This window comes from Mesorhizobium sp. CA8 (assembly GCF_020164955.1).
In the GTDB taxonomy this organism is placed as follows: Bacteria; Pseudomonadota; Alphaproteobacteria; order Rhizobiales; family Rhizobiaceae; genus Mesorhizobium.
Genome location: NZ_JAIUHG010000013.1, coordinates 1 through 15,892, shown reverse-complemented (window position 1 = coordinate 15,892; position 15,892 = coordinate 1). Strand labels below are relative to the sequence as shown.

Here is a 15,892-nt window from a genome sequence, read left to right as displayed (position 1 = left end):
GTCGGGGCAGTCACCTCGGAAGACGGCGCGGGGCGCGCGAAAGGCAGGTCGAGCCTGATGCGCTCGCCGCAATTCTCCTCCTTCGTCATCCTCATCGTGCTCCTGGTGGTGTTCGCGCTCGCCGACGGCAATTTCCTGTCGCCGCTCAACATCTCCAACATGATGGCGTTCCTGCCGGAGCTCGGCATCATCGCGCTCGGCATGACGCTGCTTCTGACCGCCGGCGAATTCGACCTGTCGGTCGGCGCGGTGTTCGCGCTCGCCCCGGTGGTGGTGATGCTGCTGGTGCAGAATGCCGGGGTCGATATCGGGGTCGCGCTGCTCGCCGGACTTCTGCTGTGCATCGCGATCGGCGCGATCAACGGCGTGATCGTCACCAAGATCGGCATCTCGTCCTTCCTGGTGACGCTGTCGATGCTGCTTATCGTGCGAGGTGCGGCGCTCTACATCACGCAGGGCTTTCCGCTGAAGTCCTGGGACCAGCCGGGCTTCTTCGTCACGCTGCTCGCCGGCAGCTTCAACATCGGCGCGTTCCGCTTCTACACCTCGCTCTGGTGGTTCATAGGCCTGTCGCTGCTTGCGGTCTATGTGCTGCGCTACGCCAAGCTCGGCAACTGGATCAGCGCCATCGGCTCCAACCGCAACGCGGCGGTGGCGCGCGGCGTGCCGGCCGATGCGGTCAAGATCTGGCTGTTCATCCTGACCTCGCTGCTCGCCGGGCTCGCCGGCATGATCAGCGCTTTCCGCATCTCGGCGGCTTCGCCGGTCGCGGGCACGGGCTACGAGCTGGAGGTGATCGCCATGGTCGTGGTCGGCGGCACGGCGCTGACAGGCGGCCGCGGCACCATCCTCGGCACCATCGTCGGCGCGCTGATGCTGCGGGCGATCCGCAACGGCATCGTGCTCGTCGGCGTGCCGGGGCTGGCTTACAACATCTTCGTCGGCGTCATCATCCTCGCCATGCTCATCCTGCACGCGCTGCTGCAGAAAAACGCCACAAGGAGCTGAAGATGATGCAGGAAGTGCTCCGGCTGCAGAACTTACAAAAATCCTTCGGCAGCGTGCGCGCGCTGAAGAACGCCTCGCTGACGCTCAAGGAAGGCGAGGTAGTGGCACTGCTCGGCGACAACGGCGCCGGCAAGTCGACGCTGATCAAGGCGATCTCCGGCGTTTTTCCGATCGATCGCGGCGATATCTATGTACGCGGCGAGAAGGTCTCGATCCGCTCGACACGAGAGGCAATGGATCTTGGCATCGAGACCATCCACCAGGACACCTCGCTTGCGCCCGACCTCAGCATCGCGCGCAACCTGTTCCTCGGCCGCGAGCCGGTCAATCTCAAATGGCTGGGCGTCTTCGCGCCGCTCGACCTCGCCAAATTGCGCGATGCGGCTTCGGCGCTTCTCAAGCGCGTCGGCATCTCCAAGAAGCTCGACGCCGATGCATTGGTCTCGACGCTTTCCGGCGGCGAGCGGCAGTCGATCGCGATCTCGCGCGCCATGCAGTTCGCCGCCAAGGTGATCATCCTTGACGAGCCGACCAACAATCTCGGCGTCGAGGAAACGCATGGTGTGCTGCGTTTCGTGAAAGAGATGCGCGCGGCCGGGCATTCGGTGCTCTTGATCACCCACAACATCCACCACGTCTTCGAGGTCGCCGACCGCATTATCGTCATGCGCCGCGGCGAGATCGTTGCCGAGCAGACGGTCGCCGACACCGACCTCCTGACCGTGGAAAGCCTGATAACCGGCGCCGACCTGTCGGCCCTCATGAAAAGGGCGCAGTGACGGCATGGTGAAGCTCTACGGCCAGACGCTTTCACGCCGGCAGGTCGCCGAACGCTCCGGCATGCTGTCGCAATTCGCCGGCGTGCGGCTGATGACGCTCGGCGACGGCGTCGAGCGCGGCATCCGCATGCTCGAATTCCGCACCGGCTCGGGCCTGCGCTTCACCGCGCTGGTTGACCGGGCGCTCGACATCGCCGATTGCGAGTACAAAGGCCAGGCGATCGGCTGGCACTCGCCGAGCGGTTTTCGCAATCCCGGCCTGCATGACTATGAAGGCGAGGACGGCTTTGCCTGGGGCCGGTCCTTTTCCGGCCTGCTGGTCACCTGCGGCCTCGACCACATTCTCGGCCGCAACGAGGTGCCGGCCGAGAACTATAATTATCCTGGACGCAAAACGGTGACGCATTCGCTGCATGGCCGCGTCGGCACCATTCCGGCGCGGCTCACCGGCTATGGCGAAAGCTGGGACGGCGACCGCTGCATTTTGTGGGCGGAAGGCGTCGTCCAGCAGGCCAGCGTGTTCGGCGAGGATCTGCATCTCATCCGCCGCATCGAGGCCGATGTCGGCGGCAGCGAGATCCGGCTCTCGGACCGCGTCGTCAACCACGGCTTCCACCGCACGCCGCATATGTATTTCTACCACGTCAATGTCGGGCATCCGCTGCTCGACGAAGGCTCGCGTTATCTGGCGCCGATCCGCGACGTGGTCTGGGCCGCGCATGAAGGCGAGCGCTACGAAGCGCAGAACGTCGGCTATCGCACCGTGCCAGCACCGCAGCCTGGCTTCAGCGAGCAAGTCTGGCAGCATGAGCTTGGCGCCGACACCAGGAGCGAGGTGCCGGTCGCCGTCGTCAACGACCGGCTTGGCCTCGGCTTCGAGGTCGTCACCCGCAAGGACCAGATGCCTTGTTGCTATGAGTGGCAGAATTTCCAGGCCGGGCAGTATGCGCTTGGCATCGAGCCGTCGACGCACCATGTGCTCGGCAATCTTGCCGCGCGCGAGCGTGGCGAGATGATCTGGCTGGAGCACGGTGAAACCCGCGCGTATGACGCGGTGTTTCGCGTCCTCGACGGCAAGGATGCGATTGCCGCCGCGGAAGGAAGGATCGCGGCAATCGCCCGCCAGCCCGAGCAGGATTATCCTCAGCCTTCCGGCAATTTCCCAAGACTGGCGGGCAGGGGATGAGCGCGACATCTATCCATAGCAAGCTCTCCGGCCGGCGGACCGGATTGCCAGCGCTCAGTGAAGATTGGAGGCCGATGTGACGACGGCAAAAAAACGCGACTACAGCCTTGTCGGCGAAAGCACTCGGCTTGCGATCGAGACCGGGCTCGCCTCGGCCGAGTGGTACCATACCGACGTGCCTCGCAAGACCATGAAGGAGTTGATGCAGCGCTCCGACGGGCCGGCGATCCGTGACACCATCATCTGGATCGTCGCGATCCTGGGCTCGGCGGCTGGCATCGTCTGGTTCTGGGGCACGTGGTGGATCGTGCCGTTCCTGTTCGTCTATGGCGTGCTCTACGGCTCGTCGAGCGACTCGCGCTGGCACGAATGCGGCCACGGCACCGCCTTCCGCACGCGCTGGATGAACGATGTCGTCTATCACATCGCCTCATTCATGCTGATGCGCAACCCGGTGCAGTGGCGCTGGAGCCATGCGCGCCACCACACCGACACGATCATCGTCGGTCGCGACGCCGAGATCGCGGTGATGCGGCCGCCGGATCTCATCAAGGCGGCGCTTGCTTTCACGGGCATCCTCGATTTCCGTTATTCGCTGCCGACGCTGGTGCGCCAGGCCTTCGGCACATTATCGGACGACGAGAAGAGCTACATTCCGGAAATGGAGCAGCACAAGGCGGTGATCGCGGCGCGCTGGCACATGGTCGTGTATGCCGCGACGATCGCTGTCGCGATCGCGCTTAGGTCATGGATACCGCTGGTGCTGATCGGCCTGCCGCGCCTCTACGGCACCTGGCACATGGTGCTGACCGGGCTGCTGCAGCATATCGGGCTGGCCGACAACGTCACCGATCACCGGTTGAACACGCGCACCGTCTACATGAACCCGGTCAGCCGGTTCATCTACTGGAACATGAACTACCACGTGGAGCACCACATGTTCCCGATGGTTCCGTATCACGCGCTGCCGAAACTGCATGAGCTGATCAAGCATGATCTGCCGGAGCCGAACCCGTCGATGTGGCACGCCTATCGCGAGGTCTGGCCGGTGCTGCTCAGGCAGCTGAAATACGAGGACTATTATCTCAAGCGCGAATTGCCGCCGACGGCCAAGCCCTATCGCGGCGAATTCCATGATCTCGACATAACGGCCGCGGCCGCCGAATAGGCCTCGCGCAGGCAAGCTGGAGACAGACGATGGCGGAGTGGGTTGAAGCATGCGCGGTGGACGACGTGGACGAGGAAGATGTGATCCGCTTCGATCATGGCGGCCGCACTTTCGCGATCTACCGCTCGCCGGAGGATGCGTTCTTCGCTACCGACGGTTTTTGCACGCATGAAAAGGCGCATTTGGCCGACGGGCTGGTGATGGATGACATCATCGAATGCCCCAAGCACAATGGCCGCTTCAACTACAAGACCGGCCAGGCCAACGGCGCGCCGGTCTGCGTCAACCTCAAAACCTATCCGGTCAAGGTCGAGGCCGGTAAGGTGATGATTGATATCGGCTAAGGCCGTAGGCGAATCAACAGGGACAAACCAATGAGCCGAAAGAGACCGACCGTTGCCGATCTGCGCGCCATGAAGGGCAAGCGACAATTGACCATGCTGCGCGTGCTGACGCTGGAGGAAGCCGAGGCTGCCGAGCGGGCAGGGGTCGACATCGTCTCGGTGCCGCCGGAACTGGTTCTCAACCCGCAATATCGCGACGCCGCGCCCAGCCTCTTCACCATGCCGGGCGACAATTTCTTCGAGATCGGCACGGCCGACGATTTCGTGCGCTGGTCGTTCCGGCTCTACAAGGCCGGCGCCGACGCGGTCTATTGCAGCGCCGGCTACGCCACGATCAAACGCATGGCCGACGACGCCATCCCAGTCATCGGCCATGTCGGCCTGATCCCGTCGCGCGCGACCTGGACCGGCGGCTTCAAGGCGGTCGGGAAGACCGCGGATACGGCCATGCAGGTGTTCGAGGCGGTCAAGCAGCTGGAAGCGGCCGGCGCGATCGGGGCCGAGATCGAGGTGGTGCCGGTGGAAGTGGCGAAGGCGATCTCGGAGCGCACCCCGCTGATCATGCTGTCGATGGGCGCGGGCACGGGCTGCGACGCGCAATATCTGTTCGCCGAGGATATTCTCGGCACAAATCGCGGTCACATGCCGCGCCACTCGAAGGTCTATCGCAACTTCGCCGCCGAATATGACCGGCTGCAGCAGGAGCGCATCGCCGCCTTCTCGGAATATGTGGCCGACGTCAACAGCGGCGCCTATCCCGAAGACAGGCATGTCGTGCATATGGATCCGGAAGAACTCACCCTCTTCATGAAGAAGGTGGACGTAAAGTCCTGATCCAGGAGTCGAAAAGCTTCAGACCGTTGCCGGGGGACCTTGCCAGATTCCGCTGGCGAGGGCGGCGTAAAGCGCCTCGGAATCGATGCCCAGCGGCCTGTCTTCCTTGAGCGTCGCCACATGCGAACGCACGGCCGCGTGGATTGCGCCGGTGGCCGGCGCGAGCGCTATGCCTTCGCGCAAATCGATAGCCTGGGCCGCCGCCATCAGCTCGAAGGCGATCAGCCGCCGCCACAGCACGATCATCTCGGCGCATTTGGCGACGGCGAGCGGCGTCTGCGTGGCGTGATCCTCGACGCCCTCGGACACAGGCAGGAAATCGAGCATCACCGGATTGGCCTTATGGCGGATCGCAGCCAGGATCGCCGTCACCGTCTTCTGCAACGGCACGAAGCCGGCAGAGGCACCGCCGACCGGCGACAAATATTTCGGCAGGCCGTGGCGGGTCGAGCCGGTGAGCTGGACGAAGCGCGCGGCGGACGCTGCCGCGCATTGCGCGATCGCAAGGCCCAGCGTCTCGAGGGCGAGCGCCAGCGACGCGGTATGGAAGTTGCCAGTTGACATGACCAGTTCGTCCTCCACAAGCACCAGCGGATTGTCGGCGGCGGCGTTGAGCTCGATCTCGACAGCCAGCCTGGCATGGTCGATCGCCTGGATCAGCGCGCCGTGGATCGAGGGCATGCAGCGGATCGACAGCGGGTCCTGGATGGTGGTCGGCGCCGGCGCCTCATCGCGCGCCAGAAGGTCGCGCAGCGCCTTGGCCGCAAGCTGCTGGCAGGCGCCCGGACGCGCCTGATGCTGGCGCGGATCGAAGATGATGCGGTTGGCGCCGATGCCTTCCATCGTCAGCGCGCCGGCCTGCTGCTGCTGGTCGAGCGCCGACAGCGCATCGGTCAGCGCCAGCGCTGCGGTCCCGGTGGAAACCGCCGAAGCATTGATCAGCGAGAGACCGTCCTTCGGCGAGAGGGTGGCGGGTGCCAGCCGCGCCATCATCAGCGCCTTGGCGGCAGGCATGCGGCGGCCCTGATATTCGGCTTCGCCATCGCCGATCAGCACCCGGGCGATCGCCGTCATCAGCAGAAGATCGCCGGCGCCGATCGAACCCAGCGACGGCATCACCGGATGCACGCCGGCATTGAGCGCTTCGACCAGCGCGATGAACACGCGCGGCGACAGGCCCGAGCCGCCGGCGGCGAGCATCGCAAGGCGGGCAAACATCGCCGCCCGCACCACCGGCACCGGCAGCGCCTCACCGACGGCGGCGCTGCGGCCTTCGATCAGCTGGCGCTGGAACGCGCTGGCGTCGCCTTCGACCGCGGTGACGAGATTGGCGCCGAGGCCTCTGTTCAGCCCGTAGATCTGTTGGCCTGCGGCCGCAGCGGCATCGAGGACCTGGCGAGCCTTGTCGAGCTTTTCGAGGACGGCAGGCGTGACCTCGACCTTGCAGGCATTGCGCGCGGCGGCAACCACATCCTCGATGCTGACGCCGGCCCCGGTGAGAACGAGCGGGCTCATGCGAAGCGCAGCCTCTGGCCGATGCCGTTTTCGCCGGCCTTGGCAAGCATCGCCTTGCCGAGCGCGATGTCGGAGAGCGAGAGGCCGCGATGCCAGAACAGGATCGTCTCGCCATCGCTTTGCCGGCCGGCTTTGAGGCCGGCTGCGATCTGGCCGAGCTCGGCGTGCAGTGTCGCCTCGCTCAACCGTCCCGTCTCGACATGGGCGCGCAGCGAGCCGAACTTGCCGCCCTTGCACTGGCCCCAGTCGTCGACGACGATCTTCTGCATGATATCGGTCAATGACAGCTCGACCGCGCTCATCGTGCCATAGGGCACGACCAGCGCGCCGCGCTTGATCCATTCGGTCTTGAGCAGCGGCTGCGGTTCCGGCAGCCGCGAGGCTTCGACGACGATGTCGGCGCCTTCGACGCAGCTTTTCCAGTCAGCCACGGCCACGACCGGCTTGCCGAGGTCGGCTGCCAGCCTCGCGACAAAGCTCTCGCGGCTTTCGGGCCGGCGTGAGTGGACGCGGATCTCGTCGAAGTCGAAGAGATGGTCGAGCAGGCGCACGTTCCAACAGGCGGTGCCGCGCGCGCCGATATGGCCGAGCACCTTGGACGACCTCTTCGCCAGATGCTTGGCGCCGATGGCGGTGACCGCGCCGGTGCGCATGTCGGTGATGACGGTGGCGTCGAGGATGGCGCGCGGCGTGCCGGTGCGCGGATCGAAAAGATTGAGAATGCCGAATTCCGACGGCAGGCCATGCCTGTAGTTGTCGACATAGTCTCCGACGATCTTCACGCCGGCGGCGTCGAGCGGCGCCACATAGCCGCGCAGGACGTTGAAGTGGCCGTGGAAGGAGGGATCCGGCTCGAGATGGACCCGCGGCTCGATCACCGTCTGGCCGTTGCCCTGCGCGACGAGCCCGGCTTCGACGGCGCCGATAATCTCGGCGTCGGTCATGGCAAGCGCTTCGATGTCGAGAGCATTGAGATAGTCGATATAAATCGGCTTCATGCGTTTTCCTCGGCCACCCCGGCTCATCCATAACAGGCGAAACGGCGACACGGAAGTTTGTTGGATAAGCTCTGGACTGGGCCGGCGCCACGGCGGTGTGTGCATGCTCCTGCCGGCCAATGCCGGCGCAGAGCTTTCGGGCCATTCAGCGAAGAATTGACGTCGTGCCGGGCGCATTTTGCGGACTCGAATTGCGCCGGTCCCGCGGGTCCGAACAGGTTCTTCCGCGCGCCGTGCGATCACGGCAACGAACCGCCAAAAATCCAAGAGTTTCCAGCTATTGCGCCAGTTGCGGCAATCGATGCGTCCACTCGGAAAATAGTCGGAGAGGCGCGGTTCTTGAACGCGGATTCATTTGACGAGCCGCTGTTGAGCCGATTAGCTTTCATGCGGGGTGAGGGCCGGCAAGGCCTTGCCCTCGGGGCGAAAGACACAAGCGATGAATGCGATCGGCTGGCCGAACTGGAGGCGCCTTAATCAGGAAGGCATCGTCTTTGCGATCGCCATCCTGTTGTTCGCCGCCGCTGCCCTGGGCCTGCCCGGGTTCCTGGCCGCCGACAATCTGGTGGCCATCGTCCGCTCGGTCTCGGTGCTCGGCATCCTGGCGCTCGGCATGGCGGTCGTCATCATCGGCCGCGGCATCGACCTGTCGGCGGTGGCGATCATGGCGATGTCGGTCGCCTGGTACCTGCAACTGCTCAACACCGGAACTTCGGACGGACTCGCCTTCGTCTATGTGCTGGCGGGCGTTTTAGCCATCGGCCTGCTCAACGGCTTTCTCGTCGCCTATGCCGACGTGCCGGCGATCTTCGTGACCTTGGCCACCGGCTCCTTTGTGTTCGGCTATGTGCGCTCGCAACTGATCACGCAGGATGCCGTGCCGGTGCCCGGCGGACACTGGGTCGAGCTGCTCGGCGGCGTCCGCTTCCTCGATATTCCGGTCGAGGTGTTCGTCTTTGCCGGGCTGGCTTTCCTGGTGTTCCTGTTCCTCCGCTACACCAAATGGGGCCGCTTCATCTATTTCGCCGGCGACAATCCGGTCGCTGCCCGCAACATCGGCGTTCCGGTACGGCCCATGCTGGTGCTGCGCTACGTGCTTTCGGCCTTCGTGGCGCTGATCGCCGGGCTTTTGACGGCAGCCAGCCTGCATTCGATCAACACCCGCATCGTCAACTCGACGCTGCTCTACGACATCGTCCTGGTGGCGGTGATCGGCGGCATCGGCCTTTCGGGCGGCAGGGGCGGGGTGCGCAATGTGCTGGTGGGGGCGGCGCTGATCGGCATCCTGCTCAACGCCATGACCATTATCGACATTCCGCTGCTCTACCAGAACCTGATCAAGGCGGCGATCCTGCTCGGGGCCATCATCGTCGACGGCATCATCAATCCGCGCGACGAGCAGACGACGCAACAAGGCGACATTTAGAGCAGATGGGCTAGCCCATCTTGCTCTCGGGTACCCGGGCGATCGCGACGATCGCCCGGCAACGAAAACCGAACCAGAGGTGTGACATGAGACTACTCAGAACATTGATGGCCGCCGCCACGGCGCTCGCCGTTACCGCCTTCGCGGCTCCGAGTCTTGCCGCGGACGATCCCGGCCCGGCCGCCTATGCCAAGGCGCTCAACGGCAAGCGCGTCATGCTGGTGCCGCTGGCGATGGGCTTCGACCTGGCGCAGGGTTGGGCGCACTACCTGAAGAAGGAAGTCGAGGCCTGGGGCGGCACGTTCGAGACCCGCGACCCGAACTGGGTGGTCGATGCCGGCGCGCAGGCGATCACCGACGCCATCGCTTCGGACACGCGGCCGGACGTGCTGATCATTCATGCGCCCGACCTCAACTCCTACTCGAAGCTGATGAAGAAGGCGCAGGCCGCCGGCACCTATGTGCTGCTGGTCGACAATCCGGCGAACTTCCCGGCCGACGCCTTCGTCGGCAGCGACTGGGACAAGCTCGGCCAGCTCGAAGCCGAAGCGGCGATCAAAGGCTGCGGCGAGAATTCGTCCAAGAAGATCGGGCTGGTGCAGGGCGACCAGGCAAACTCGTCGAGCCTCTACCAGTATGCCGGCATCATGAAGGTGCTGGAGAAGCATCCCGACTTCCAGGTCGTGGCCAAGCCCGACTCGAACTGGGACGCGACCACCTCGCGCAACGTGACGACGACGATGCTGCAGCAGCACCCGGACATCTGCTCGATCATCGATTTTTGGGACGGCGACGCCACTGGTGCCTCGGCCGCGATCCGCGACGCCAAGCTCGACGGCAAGGTGTTCCTGGTCACCACCGGCGGCGGCGAGAAGGCGGCCGATTGCGACAAGCTGCAAGACGGCACCTATGGCGCCGTGGTGATGACCGATCTTGCCCGCCAGTCGGGCGACATGAACGCCATCATCAAGTTCCTGCTGCAGAGTGGGCAGCCGGCCGGCACCTCGCACACCTATATCTACACGCTGGAGAAAGCCACGACCAAGGCCGACCTCAAGCCCGACAGCTGCTGGGACCTGAAGGCGCTGCAAGCCGAAGCGGCCGCGAAATAAACCGCGCCGCCCCAAGAGCATCCCATGAGGTGGCCGGATCGTTCCGGCCACCTCTTTCCCGTTTTAATGACAGCGGCAGCCGATGAATTTCCGTGAACGCCTCCAGGCCTGGCGCTTCAACCTCGTGCCCGACCATCTGGTCGGCGAGATCTTGACCAAGCGCTGGACCGACAACGCCATACCCTTCCTGGCGCTGGTGGCGACGCTCGGCGTGTTCGGCTCGATTATTCCGGGCTTCTTCAAGCTCACCTCGCTGCAGGAATCGACGCGCCAGCTCGGCGAGTTCTCGCTGGTCGTCATCGGCGTGACCGTGGTGATGCTGGGCGGCGGCATCGATCTTTCGGTCGGCTCGATCTTCGCGCTGTCCTGCTTTTCCGCCGTCTACGTCTTCTTCATCCTCGAACAGTCGATCTGGCTCGCGTTGGCCGCGGCACTTTGCACGGGTCTCGTCTTCGGCGCCATCAATGGCTACCTGGTCGGGTATCTCAGGCTGCGCGCCTTCCTCACCACGCTGGTCACCTTCATTTTCGGGCGGGCGCTGTTCGACATCCTCGTCACCACCTATGCCGCCGACGTGCAGCTTTCCCAAGCAAGCTCCGATGTGCTCGATTTCATCGGCGACGGCACGTTCTGGGGCCTGTCGGTCTCGGTCTGGCTGGCCATTATCCTGGCCATCGTCACGCATATCGCGCTGACGCGCTCGCGCCCGGGCTGGCATGTGCTGGCGGTCGGCGGCTCCCGGCGCTCGGCGCATAATGCCGGCATCCGGGTGCGGCGCACCGTGTTCATGACCTATGTCTTCTCGGGCTTCTGCGCCTCGATCGGCGGCTTCCTGATCGCCTGCCGGTTGAGCGGGGCAGGGCCGGGCACCGGCCTCAATCTGGAAATCATGGCGCTGACGGCGGCGGTGGTCGGAGGCGTCAGCCTGGGCGGCGGACGCGGCTCGGTGGTCAAGGGCCTGATGGGCGCAATCATCGTGCTGACCATGACCAACGGGCTGATCCGGCTCGGCTACGGCACCGGCACCAACCAGATGGTGCTCGGCATCCTTTTGGCCGTCGCCGTCACCATCGACATCCGCTGGCTGAAGAACCGCCACAAGGTGCTGAACGAGGTCTATGTCGCGCCGGTCTACCTCAAGATGGGCGAGACGCAATCGGCCGCGCCCGGTTCCGGCACGTCCTACGAGCTCGACAATCGGCTCTCGGCGGCGGACCATATCGGGCTCGGCGAGCTGGAAGGGCCAGAGGACGTCATCCTCGACCGCGACGACCATCTCTACTGCGGCACGCGCCATGGCGAGATCGTCCGCTTCTTCGCACCGGACTACCGGCGTTCCGAAGTCTTTGCCCACATCGGCGGGTTTCCGCTGGGCTTGGCCTTCGACCGGGACGGCAATCTGATCAGCTGCGTCGGCGCCATGGGGCTTTATTCGGTCTCGCCAGACCGGGAGGTGAAGCGCCTCTCAGCAGAGACGACACGCTCCTGGACCTCGATCGTCGACGATGCGCGCCTGCGCGATCCCAACGATTGCGACATAGCGCCGGACGGCCGCATCTATTTTACGGATTCGACCAAGCGCTATGACGCCCATGACTGGGCGCTGGATTCGATCGAGAACCGCGCCACGGGCCGTCTTTTGGTCTACGATCCGAAGGACGGATCGACCAAGACGCTGCTCGACGGCTATCGCTACACCAACGGCGTGTGCATGGCGCATGACGGCAAGTCGCTGTTCTTCGCCGAAAGCTGGGCCTGCCGCGTGCATCGCTACTGGCTGGAAGGGCCGAAGGCCGGCACCGCCGAATGCGTCATCCGCGACATGCCGGGGTATCCCGACAACATCAACCGTGCCTCGGACGGCAATTACTGGATGGCCTGGCTCGGCATGCGCACGCCAAGCTTCGACCTGTCGCTGCGCCATCCCGACATGCGTAAGCGCATGACGCGACGCCTGCCGCAGGACGAGTGGCTGTTTCCCAACATCAACACCGGCGGCGTGGTGAAGTTCAACGAGAAGGGCGGCATCGTCGAGGCGCTCGGCGATCTTTCCGGCAACGCGCATCCGATGGTCACCTCGATGCGCGAGCACAAGGGCTACCTCTTCGTCGGCGGCATCCTCAACAACCGCATCGGGCGGTACAAGATCGAAGGCGCCGATCCAAACTGGACGAGCCCTGCCTCCTATTGGGGAGCGAAGGCATGATCCTCGATCCGATCCTGGATGTCTTTCGCGGCAAGGCGGTTACCATACCGCCGCTCGACGGCGCGTTCCGTCCCAACACCCGGCTGGACGACGCAACGGTTTTCGCCGAACTGAGCGAGCCGGACAATCTGCTGGTGTCTGACGGGCGGCTGCTTGTCTCCAGCGGTAACGCTATCCTGGCGGTTGCGGCCGGTTCCGAGCCCGTCGTGGTCGAGACCTTTCAATCCCCCGTCACTGCGCTGGCGCTGTCGCCAACGGGCGAACTGACGGTCGGGCTGGAGAGCGGCAAGCTGCTGATCGCCGGCAAAGAGGTTTCGCTGCCGGCCGAGATCCGTTGCATCACCGCGCTTGCCTATGCCGACGACGGCACGCTGTGGCTGGCCAATGGCTCCAGCGAGCATGCGCCGTCGCAATGGGCGGCCGACCTGATGAAGAAGGGCGCATCCGGTTCGCTGTGGCGGTGCGGGCCAGGAGGCATTGGTTTTCAGAAGATCGCCGGGGACATCGCCTTTCCCTATGGGCTTCACCCGGTCGGCGCCAACGTGCTGGTGAGCGAAAGCTGGCGCCACCAGCTCGTGCGCTTTGACGGCGCGAACGGAAGCCGCTTGACGGTGCTGACGCATCTGCCCGGCTACCCGGCGCGGCTGGCGCCTGCCGACGATGGCGGCGCGTGGCTGACCCTGTTTGCGCCGCGCAACCGGCTGATCGAATTCGTGCTGCAGGAAACGCATTATCGCCAGGACATGATCGACCAGGTGCCGCCGGCCTGCTGGATTGCGCCGGCGCTGGCCTCCAACCGCAGCTTCCTCGAGCCGCTGCAATGCGGCGGCATCCGCACCATGGGCATCCGCAAGCCGTGGTCGCCCAGCCGCTCCTATGGGCTCGTAGTCAGGCTCGACCGAACCATGCAGCCGCAATTCAGCCTGCACAGCCGCGCCAACGGCACGCGGCACGGCATCTGCAGCGTGGCGGAACAGGACGGGCGCCTGTTCGTCGCCTCGAAGGGCGGTAATTGCGTGCTGGCGCTCGACCTCGCTTCGGGAGGTTTCCGATGGAACTGATCGTCCGTCTGGAAAACGTCACCAAGACCTATCGCGGCGTTCCGGCCGTGAAGAACGTCAGCTTCGATTTGAGGAAGGGCGAGATCCATGCGCTGCTCGGCGAGAACGGCGCCGGCAAGTCAACGCTGACCAAAATCATCGCCGGCGTCGTCGAGGCAACTTCGGGCAAGATGTTCCACAAGGGCGTCGAGACGGCTTACGCCTCCCCGCACGCCGCGCTGGAGGCGGGCATCGCCATGGTGTTCCAGGAGACCAGCCTGGTGCCGTCGATGACGGTGGCGCAGAACCTTTATCTCGGCACGGAGAAATTCCTCAACCGGCTGCGCGGCACCTACATCTCGGCGCAGCAATTCCTGCAGTCGCTGAATTTTCCGGTCGACCCCAATGCGATGGTGGCGACGCTGGGCGCGGCCAAGCGGCAGATGGTCGAGATCGCGCGCGCCGTCCACCACAATGCCGAGATCATCATCTTCGACGAACCCACCGCGACGCTGACGCCTGAGGAGAAACGCCATTTCTTCGCGCTGATCCGGAGGCTCAAAGCGCGTGGCGTGTCGATCGTCTTCATCAGCCACGCGCTGGAGGAAGCGCTGATGATCGCCGACCGCATCACCATCCTGCGCGACGGCGAACTGGTGATCACCGACGAGACATCTGCCTTCGACCGCGACAGGATCGTCGCCGCAATGGTCGGGCGCTCGCTCTCAGGACAGATCTACCGCCAGCGCGACGAGACGAAGCTGCGCAAGGCCGGCAAGAAAGTGCTCTCGGTGCAGGACATCTCGATGAGCAACATCGTGCGCAACAATTCCTTCTCGATCTTCGAAGGCCAGATCACCGGCGTGTTCGGGTTGATCGGATCGGGCCGCACCGAGACCTTCAAGATCGTCTCGGGCATCTACAAGCGCGACTTTTTGCGCGGTGGCGCGATTGAATTGGACGACAAGCCGGTGCGCTACCTCGTGCCGAGCGAGGCTGTGGCCGACGGCATCGTCTACGTCACCGAGGACCGCAAGAGCGAAGGCATTTTCGAGACCATGGGCATCGCCGAGAACCTGTTCGGCGGACTGCTTGCGGCGGGCCGGGAAAAGGCCTGGGTGATCAACCAGCAGGAGATGCGGCAGCTCTCGGCCGAATGGACGAAAACGCTCAACATCAAGGCGATCAACGACAATGCCCGCGTGGTCGAGCTTTCCGGCGGCAATCAGCAGAAGGTGGTGATCGGCAAGGGACTGGTGCAGCAGCCGCGCATCGTCATCCTCGACGAGCCGACGCGCGGCGTCGATGTCGGCGCCATCGCCGAGATCCACCAGATCATCAACCGACTGGCCGACGAGGGCCTCGCCGTCGTCGTCATCTCGTCCTATCTGCCGGAGATCATGAACCTGTCCGACCGCATCCTGGTCTGCCGCCAGGGCCGCATCGTGGAAGAGTTCTCGCCGGCTGAGGCAACGGAGGAGAAGATTATGTATGCGGCGGTGCACTAGGGTTCGCCGATATTCAGGTGAGGCCGGCCTGCAAATGGTGGACTCCTGCGCTTCCGGTGCTCACGTACGAAAAGTACGCTCCGCTCCGGTTCTCGGAGCCCGCCATTTTCGGCTCGGCCTGACCTGAATCTCGACACACCCTGGCGGTGCCGCCTACCACGCAGAAAGGCGAAAAGTGCCAATCAAGTGAATGGATTGTCAGAGGCTATTAAGCATCCGATTCAATCCTCTGGCATCAAAAAACCGAAAGGACCACACCATGGCCACCACAAAGCTTCTCAGCGATGCCGAGGTCGAAAAGATCCCGGCGGTGAAGGCGGTGTTCGACGATATCCGCGCGACTCGGAAGTCCGACTTCGTCAACAATTTCTGGCGCGGGCTGGCCAACGATCCGGCGGCGCTGAAGCGGGTGTGGGAGCAGCTCAAGGCGGTGATGGTCGCCGACAGCGCCATCGATCCGCTGACCAAGGAAATGATCTATATCGCGGTCTCGACCGCCAATGGCTGCTCCTATTGCGTCCACTCTCACACAGCTGCCGCCCGCGCCAAGGGCATGACCGACGCGCAACATGGCGAGCTTGTGTCGATCATCGGGCTCGCAGGACAGACCAACCATCTGGCGACGGCAATGCAGATATCGCTCGATCCCCAGTTCGAGGTGAAGTGAGGCGCCGGCTTCCCCTTCTCCCCCTGTGGGCCTGTTGCGTAATTGGCTGGTTGTGATTCTCTGAGAAGGAAGCTCGGAGGGAATCGCAATGGCGGTGAAGC

General features: G+C 64.2%; 14 protein-coding genes. 12 read left to right on the top strand and 2 right to left on the bottom strand.

Translation table 11 applies throughout. The annotated features are described in order from the left end of the window. Positions 1 to 57 precede the first annotated feature (57 nt). The 6 genes from LB553_RS15740 to LB553_RS15715 all read left to right on the top strand — a co-directional run bounded on the left by LB553_RS15740 (position 58) and on the right by LB553_RS15715 (position 5,319). Positions 58 to 1,008 carry an ABC transporter permease gene (locus LB553_RS15740; protein WP_224514869.1) on the top strand — a complete coding sequence of 317 codons (951 nt, stop codon included), beginning with the start codon at positions 58 to 60 and terminating at the stop codon, positions 1,006 to 1,008. Between the two features lie 2 nt (positions 1,009 to 1,010). After that, positions 1,011 to 1,787 (top strand): ATP-binding cassette domain-containing protein, encoded by a 777-nt coding sequence (locus LB553_RS15735; protein WP_140630653.1) that lies wholly within the window; start codon positions 1,011 to 1,013, stop codon positions 1,785 to 1,787. Between the two features lie 4 nt (positions 1,788 to 1,791). Then, a complete protein-coding gene (locus tag LB553_RS15730) occupies positions 1,792 to 2,973 on the top strand; it encodes an aldose 1-epimerase family protein (RefSeq protein WP_224514622.1) in 1,182 nt (393 codons plus the stop codon). Positions 2,974 to 3,049: 76 nt separating this feature from the next. Beyond that, positions 3,050 to 4,141: a fatty acid desaturase family protein gene (locus LB553_RS15725; protein ID WP_224514620.1), complete on the top strand. Its 1,092-nt coding sequence runs from the start codon at positions 3,050 to 3,052 to the stop codon at positions 4,139 to 4,141. 29 nt (positions 4,142 to 4,170) lie between these two features. Continuing rightward, positions 4,171 to 4,485 (top strand): MocE family 2Fe-2S type ferredoxin, encoded by a 315-nt coding sequence (locus LB553_RS15720; RefSeq protein WP_224514619.1) that lies wholly within the window; start codon positions 4,171 to 4,173, stop codon positions 4,483 to 4,485. A gap of 30 nt (positions 4,486 to 4,515) precedes the next feature. Then, positions 4,516 to 5,319, top strand: coding sequence for a 3-methyl-2-oxobutanoate hydroxymethyltransferase (locus LB553_RS15715; protein WP_224514617.1), 804 nt, complete (start codon positions 4,516 to 4,518; stop codon positions 5,317 to 5,319). 18 nt (positions 5,320 to 5,337) lie between these two features. Here LB553_RS15715 and LB553_RS15710 read toward each other — a convergent pair whose 3' ends face one another. Both LB553_RS15710 and LB553_RS15705 read right to left on the bottom strand, forming a co-directional pair. Then, the gene (locus tag LB553_RS15710; protein ID WP_224514615.1) at positions 5,338 to 6,834 is read right to left on the bottom strand and encodes an HAL/PAL/TAL family ammonia-lyase; all 1,497 of its coding nucleotides are present in this window, start codon (positions 6,832 to 6,834) and stop codon (positions 5,338 to 5,340) included. Next, a complete protein-coding gene (locus LB553_RS15705; RefSeq protein ID WP_224514612.1) occupies positions 6,831 to 7,832 on the bottom strand; it encodes an ornithine cyclodeaminase family protein in 1,002 nt (333 codons plus the stop codon). The genes LB553_RS15710 and LB553_RS15705 overlap by 4 nt, the downstream gene beginning before the upstream one ends. 439 nt (positions 7,833 to 8,271) lie before the next feature. Between LB553_RS15705 and LB553_RS15700 the strand changes: the two genes are divergently transcribed. The 6 genes from LB553_RS15700 to LB553_RS15675 all read left to right on the top strand — a co-directional run bounded on the left by LB553_RS15700 (position 8,272) and on the right by LB553_RS15675 (position 15,791). Then, positions 8,272 to 9,258 (top strand): ABC transporter permease, encoded by a 987-nt coding sequence (locus tag LB553_RS15700; RefSeq protein ID WP_224514610.1) that lies wholly within the window; start codon positions 8,272 to 8,274, stop codon positions 9,256 to 9,258. An 86-nt stretch (positions 9,259 to 9,344) separates the two neighbouring features. Continuing rightward, on the top strand, positions 9,345 to 10,370 hold the full coding sequence (locus tag LB553_RS15695; RefSeq protein ID WP_224514608.1) for a sugar ABC transporter substrate-binding protein: 1,026 nt from the start codon (positions 9,345 to 9,347) through the stop codon (positions 10,368 to 10,370). Positions 10,371 to 10,452: 82 nt separating this feature from the next. After that, on the top strand, positions 10,453 to 12,576 hold the full coding sequence (locus LB553_RS15690; RefSeq protein ID WP_224514607.1) for an ABC transporter permease: 2,124 nt from the start codon (positions 10,453 to 10,455) through the stop codon (positions 12,574 to 12,576). Next, on the top strand, positions 12,573 to 13,637 hold the full coding sequence (locus tag LB553_RS15685; protein WP_224514605.1) for a hypothetical protein: 1,065 nt from the start codon (positions 12,573 to 12,575) through the stop codon (positions 13,635 to 13,637). The genes LB553_RS15690 and LB553_RS15685 overlap by 4 nt, the downstream gene beginning before the upstream one ends. Further along, positions 13,628 to 15,124, top strand: a complete 1,497-nt coding sequence (locus LB553_RS15680) for a sugar ABC transporter ATP-binding protein (protein ID WP_224514603.1) — start codon at positions 13,628 to 13,630, stop codon at positions 15,122 to 15,124. The genes LB553_RS15685 and LB553_RS15680 overlap by 10 nt, the downstream gene beginning before the upstream one ends. A gap of 259 nt (positions 15,125 to 15,383) precedes the next feature. Continuing rightward, positions 15,384 to 15,791 (top strand): carboxymuconolactone decarboxylase family protein, encoded by a 408-nt coding sequence (locus LB553_RS15675; RefSeq protein WP_224514601.1) that lies wholly within the window; start codon positions 15,384 to 15,386, stop codon positions 15,789 to 15,791. Positions 15,792 to 15,892: the final 101 nt, after the last annotated feature.

Excerpts from the sequence above, each read along its gene's own strand:
- LB553_RS15740 (WP_224514869.1), top strand. The coding sequence starts at position 58 with ATGCGCTCGCCGCAATTCTCCTCCTTCGTCATCCTCATCGTGCTCCTG.
- LB553_RS15735 (WP_140630653.1), top strand. The coding sequence starts at position 1,011 with ATGATGCAGGAAGTGCTCCGGCTGCAGAACTTACAAAAATCCTTCGGC.
- LB553_RS15730 (WP_224514622.1), top strand. The coding sequence starts at position 1,792 with ATGGTGAAGCTCTACGGCCAGACGCTTTCACGCCGGCAGGTCGCCGAA.
- LB553_RS15720 (WP_224514619.1), top strand. The coding sequence starts at position 4,171 with ATGGCGGAGTGGGTTGAAGCATGCGCGGTGGACGACGTGGACGAGGAA.
- LB553_RS15715 (WP_224514617.1), top strand. The coding sequence starts at position 4,516 with ATGAGCCGAAAGAGACCGACCGTTGCCGATCTGCGCGCCATGAAGGGC.
- LB553_RS15710 (WP_224514615.1), bottom strand. The coding sequence starts at position 6,834 with ATGAGCCCGCTCGTTCTCACCGGGGCCGGCGTCAGCATCGAGGATGTG.
- LB553_RS15705 (WP_224514612.1), bottom strand. The coding sequence starts at position 7,832 with ATGAAGCCGATTTATATCGACTATCTCAATGCTCTCGACATCGAAGCG.
- LB553_RS15700 (WP_224514610.1), top strand. The coding sequence starts at position 8,272 with ATGAATGCGATCGGCTGGCCGAACTGGAGGCGCCTTAATCAGGAAGGC.
- LB553_RS15695 (WP_224514608.1), top strand. The coding sequence starts at position 9,345 with ATGAGACTACTCAGAACATTGATGGCCGCCGCCACGGCGCTCGCCGTT.
- LB553_RS15690 (WP_224514607.1), top strand. The coding sequence starts at position 10,453 with ATGAATTTCCGTGAACGCCTCCAGGCCTGGCGCTTCAACCTCGTGCCC.
- LB553_RS15685 (WP_224514605.1), top strand. The coding sequence starts at position 12,573 with ATGATCCTCGATCCGATCCTGGATGTCTTTCGCGGCAAGGCGGTTACC.
- LB553_RS15680 (WP_224514603.1), top strand. The coding sequence starts at position 13,628 with ATGGAACTGATCGTCCGTCTGGAAAACGTCACCAAGACCTATCGCGGC.
- LB553_RS15675 (WP_224514601.1), top strand. The coding sequence starts at position 15,384 with ATGGCCACCACAAAGCTTCTCAGCGATGCCGAGGTCGAAAAGATCCCG.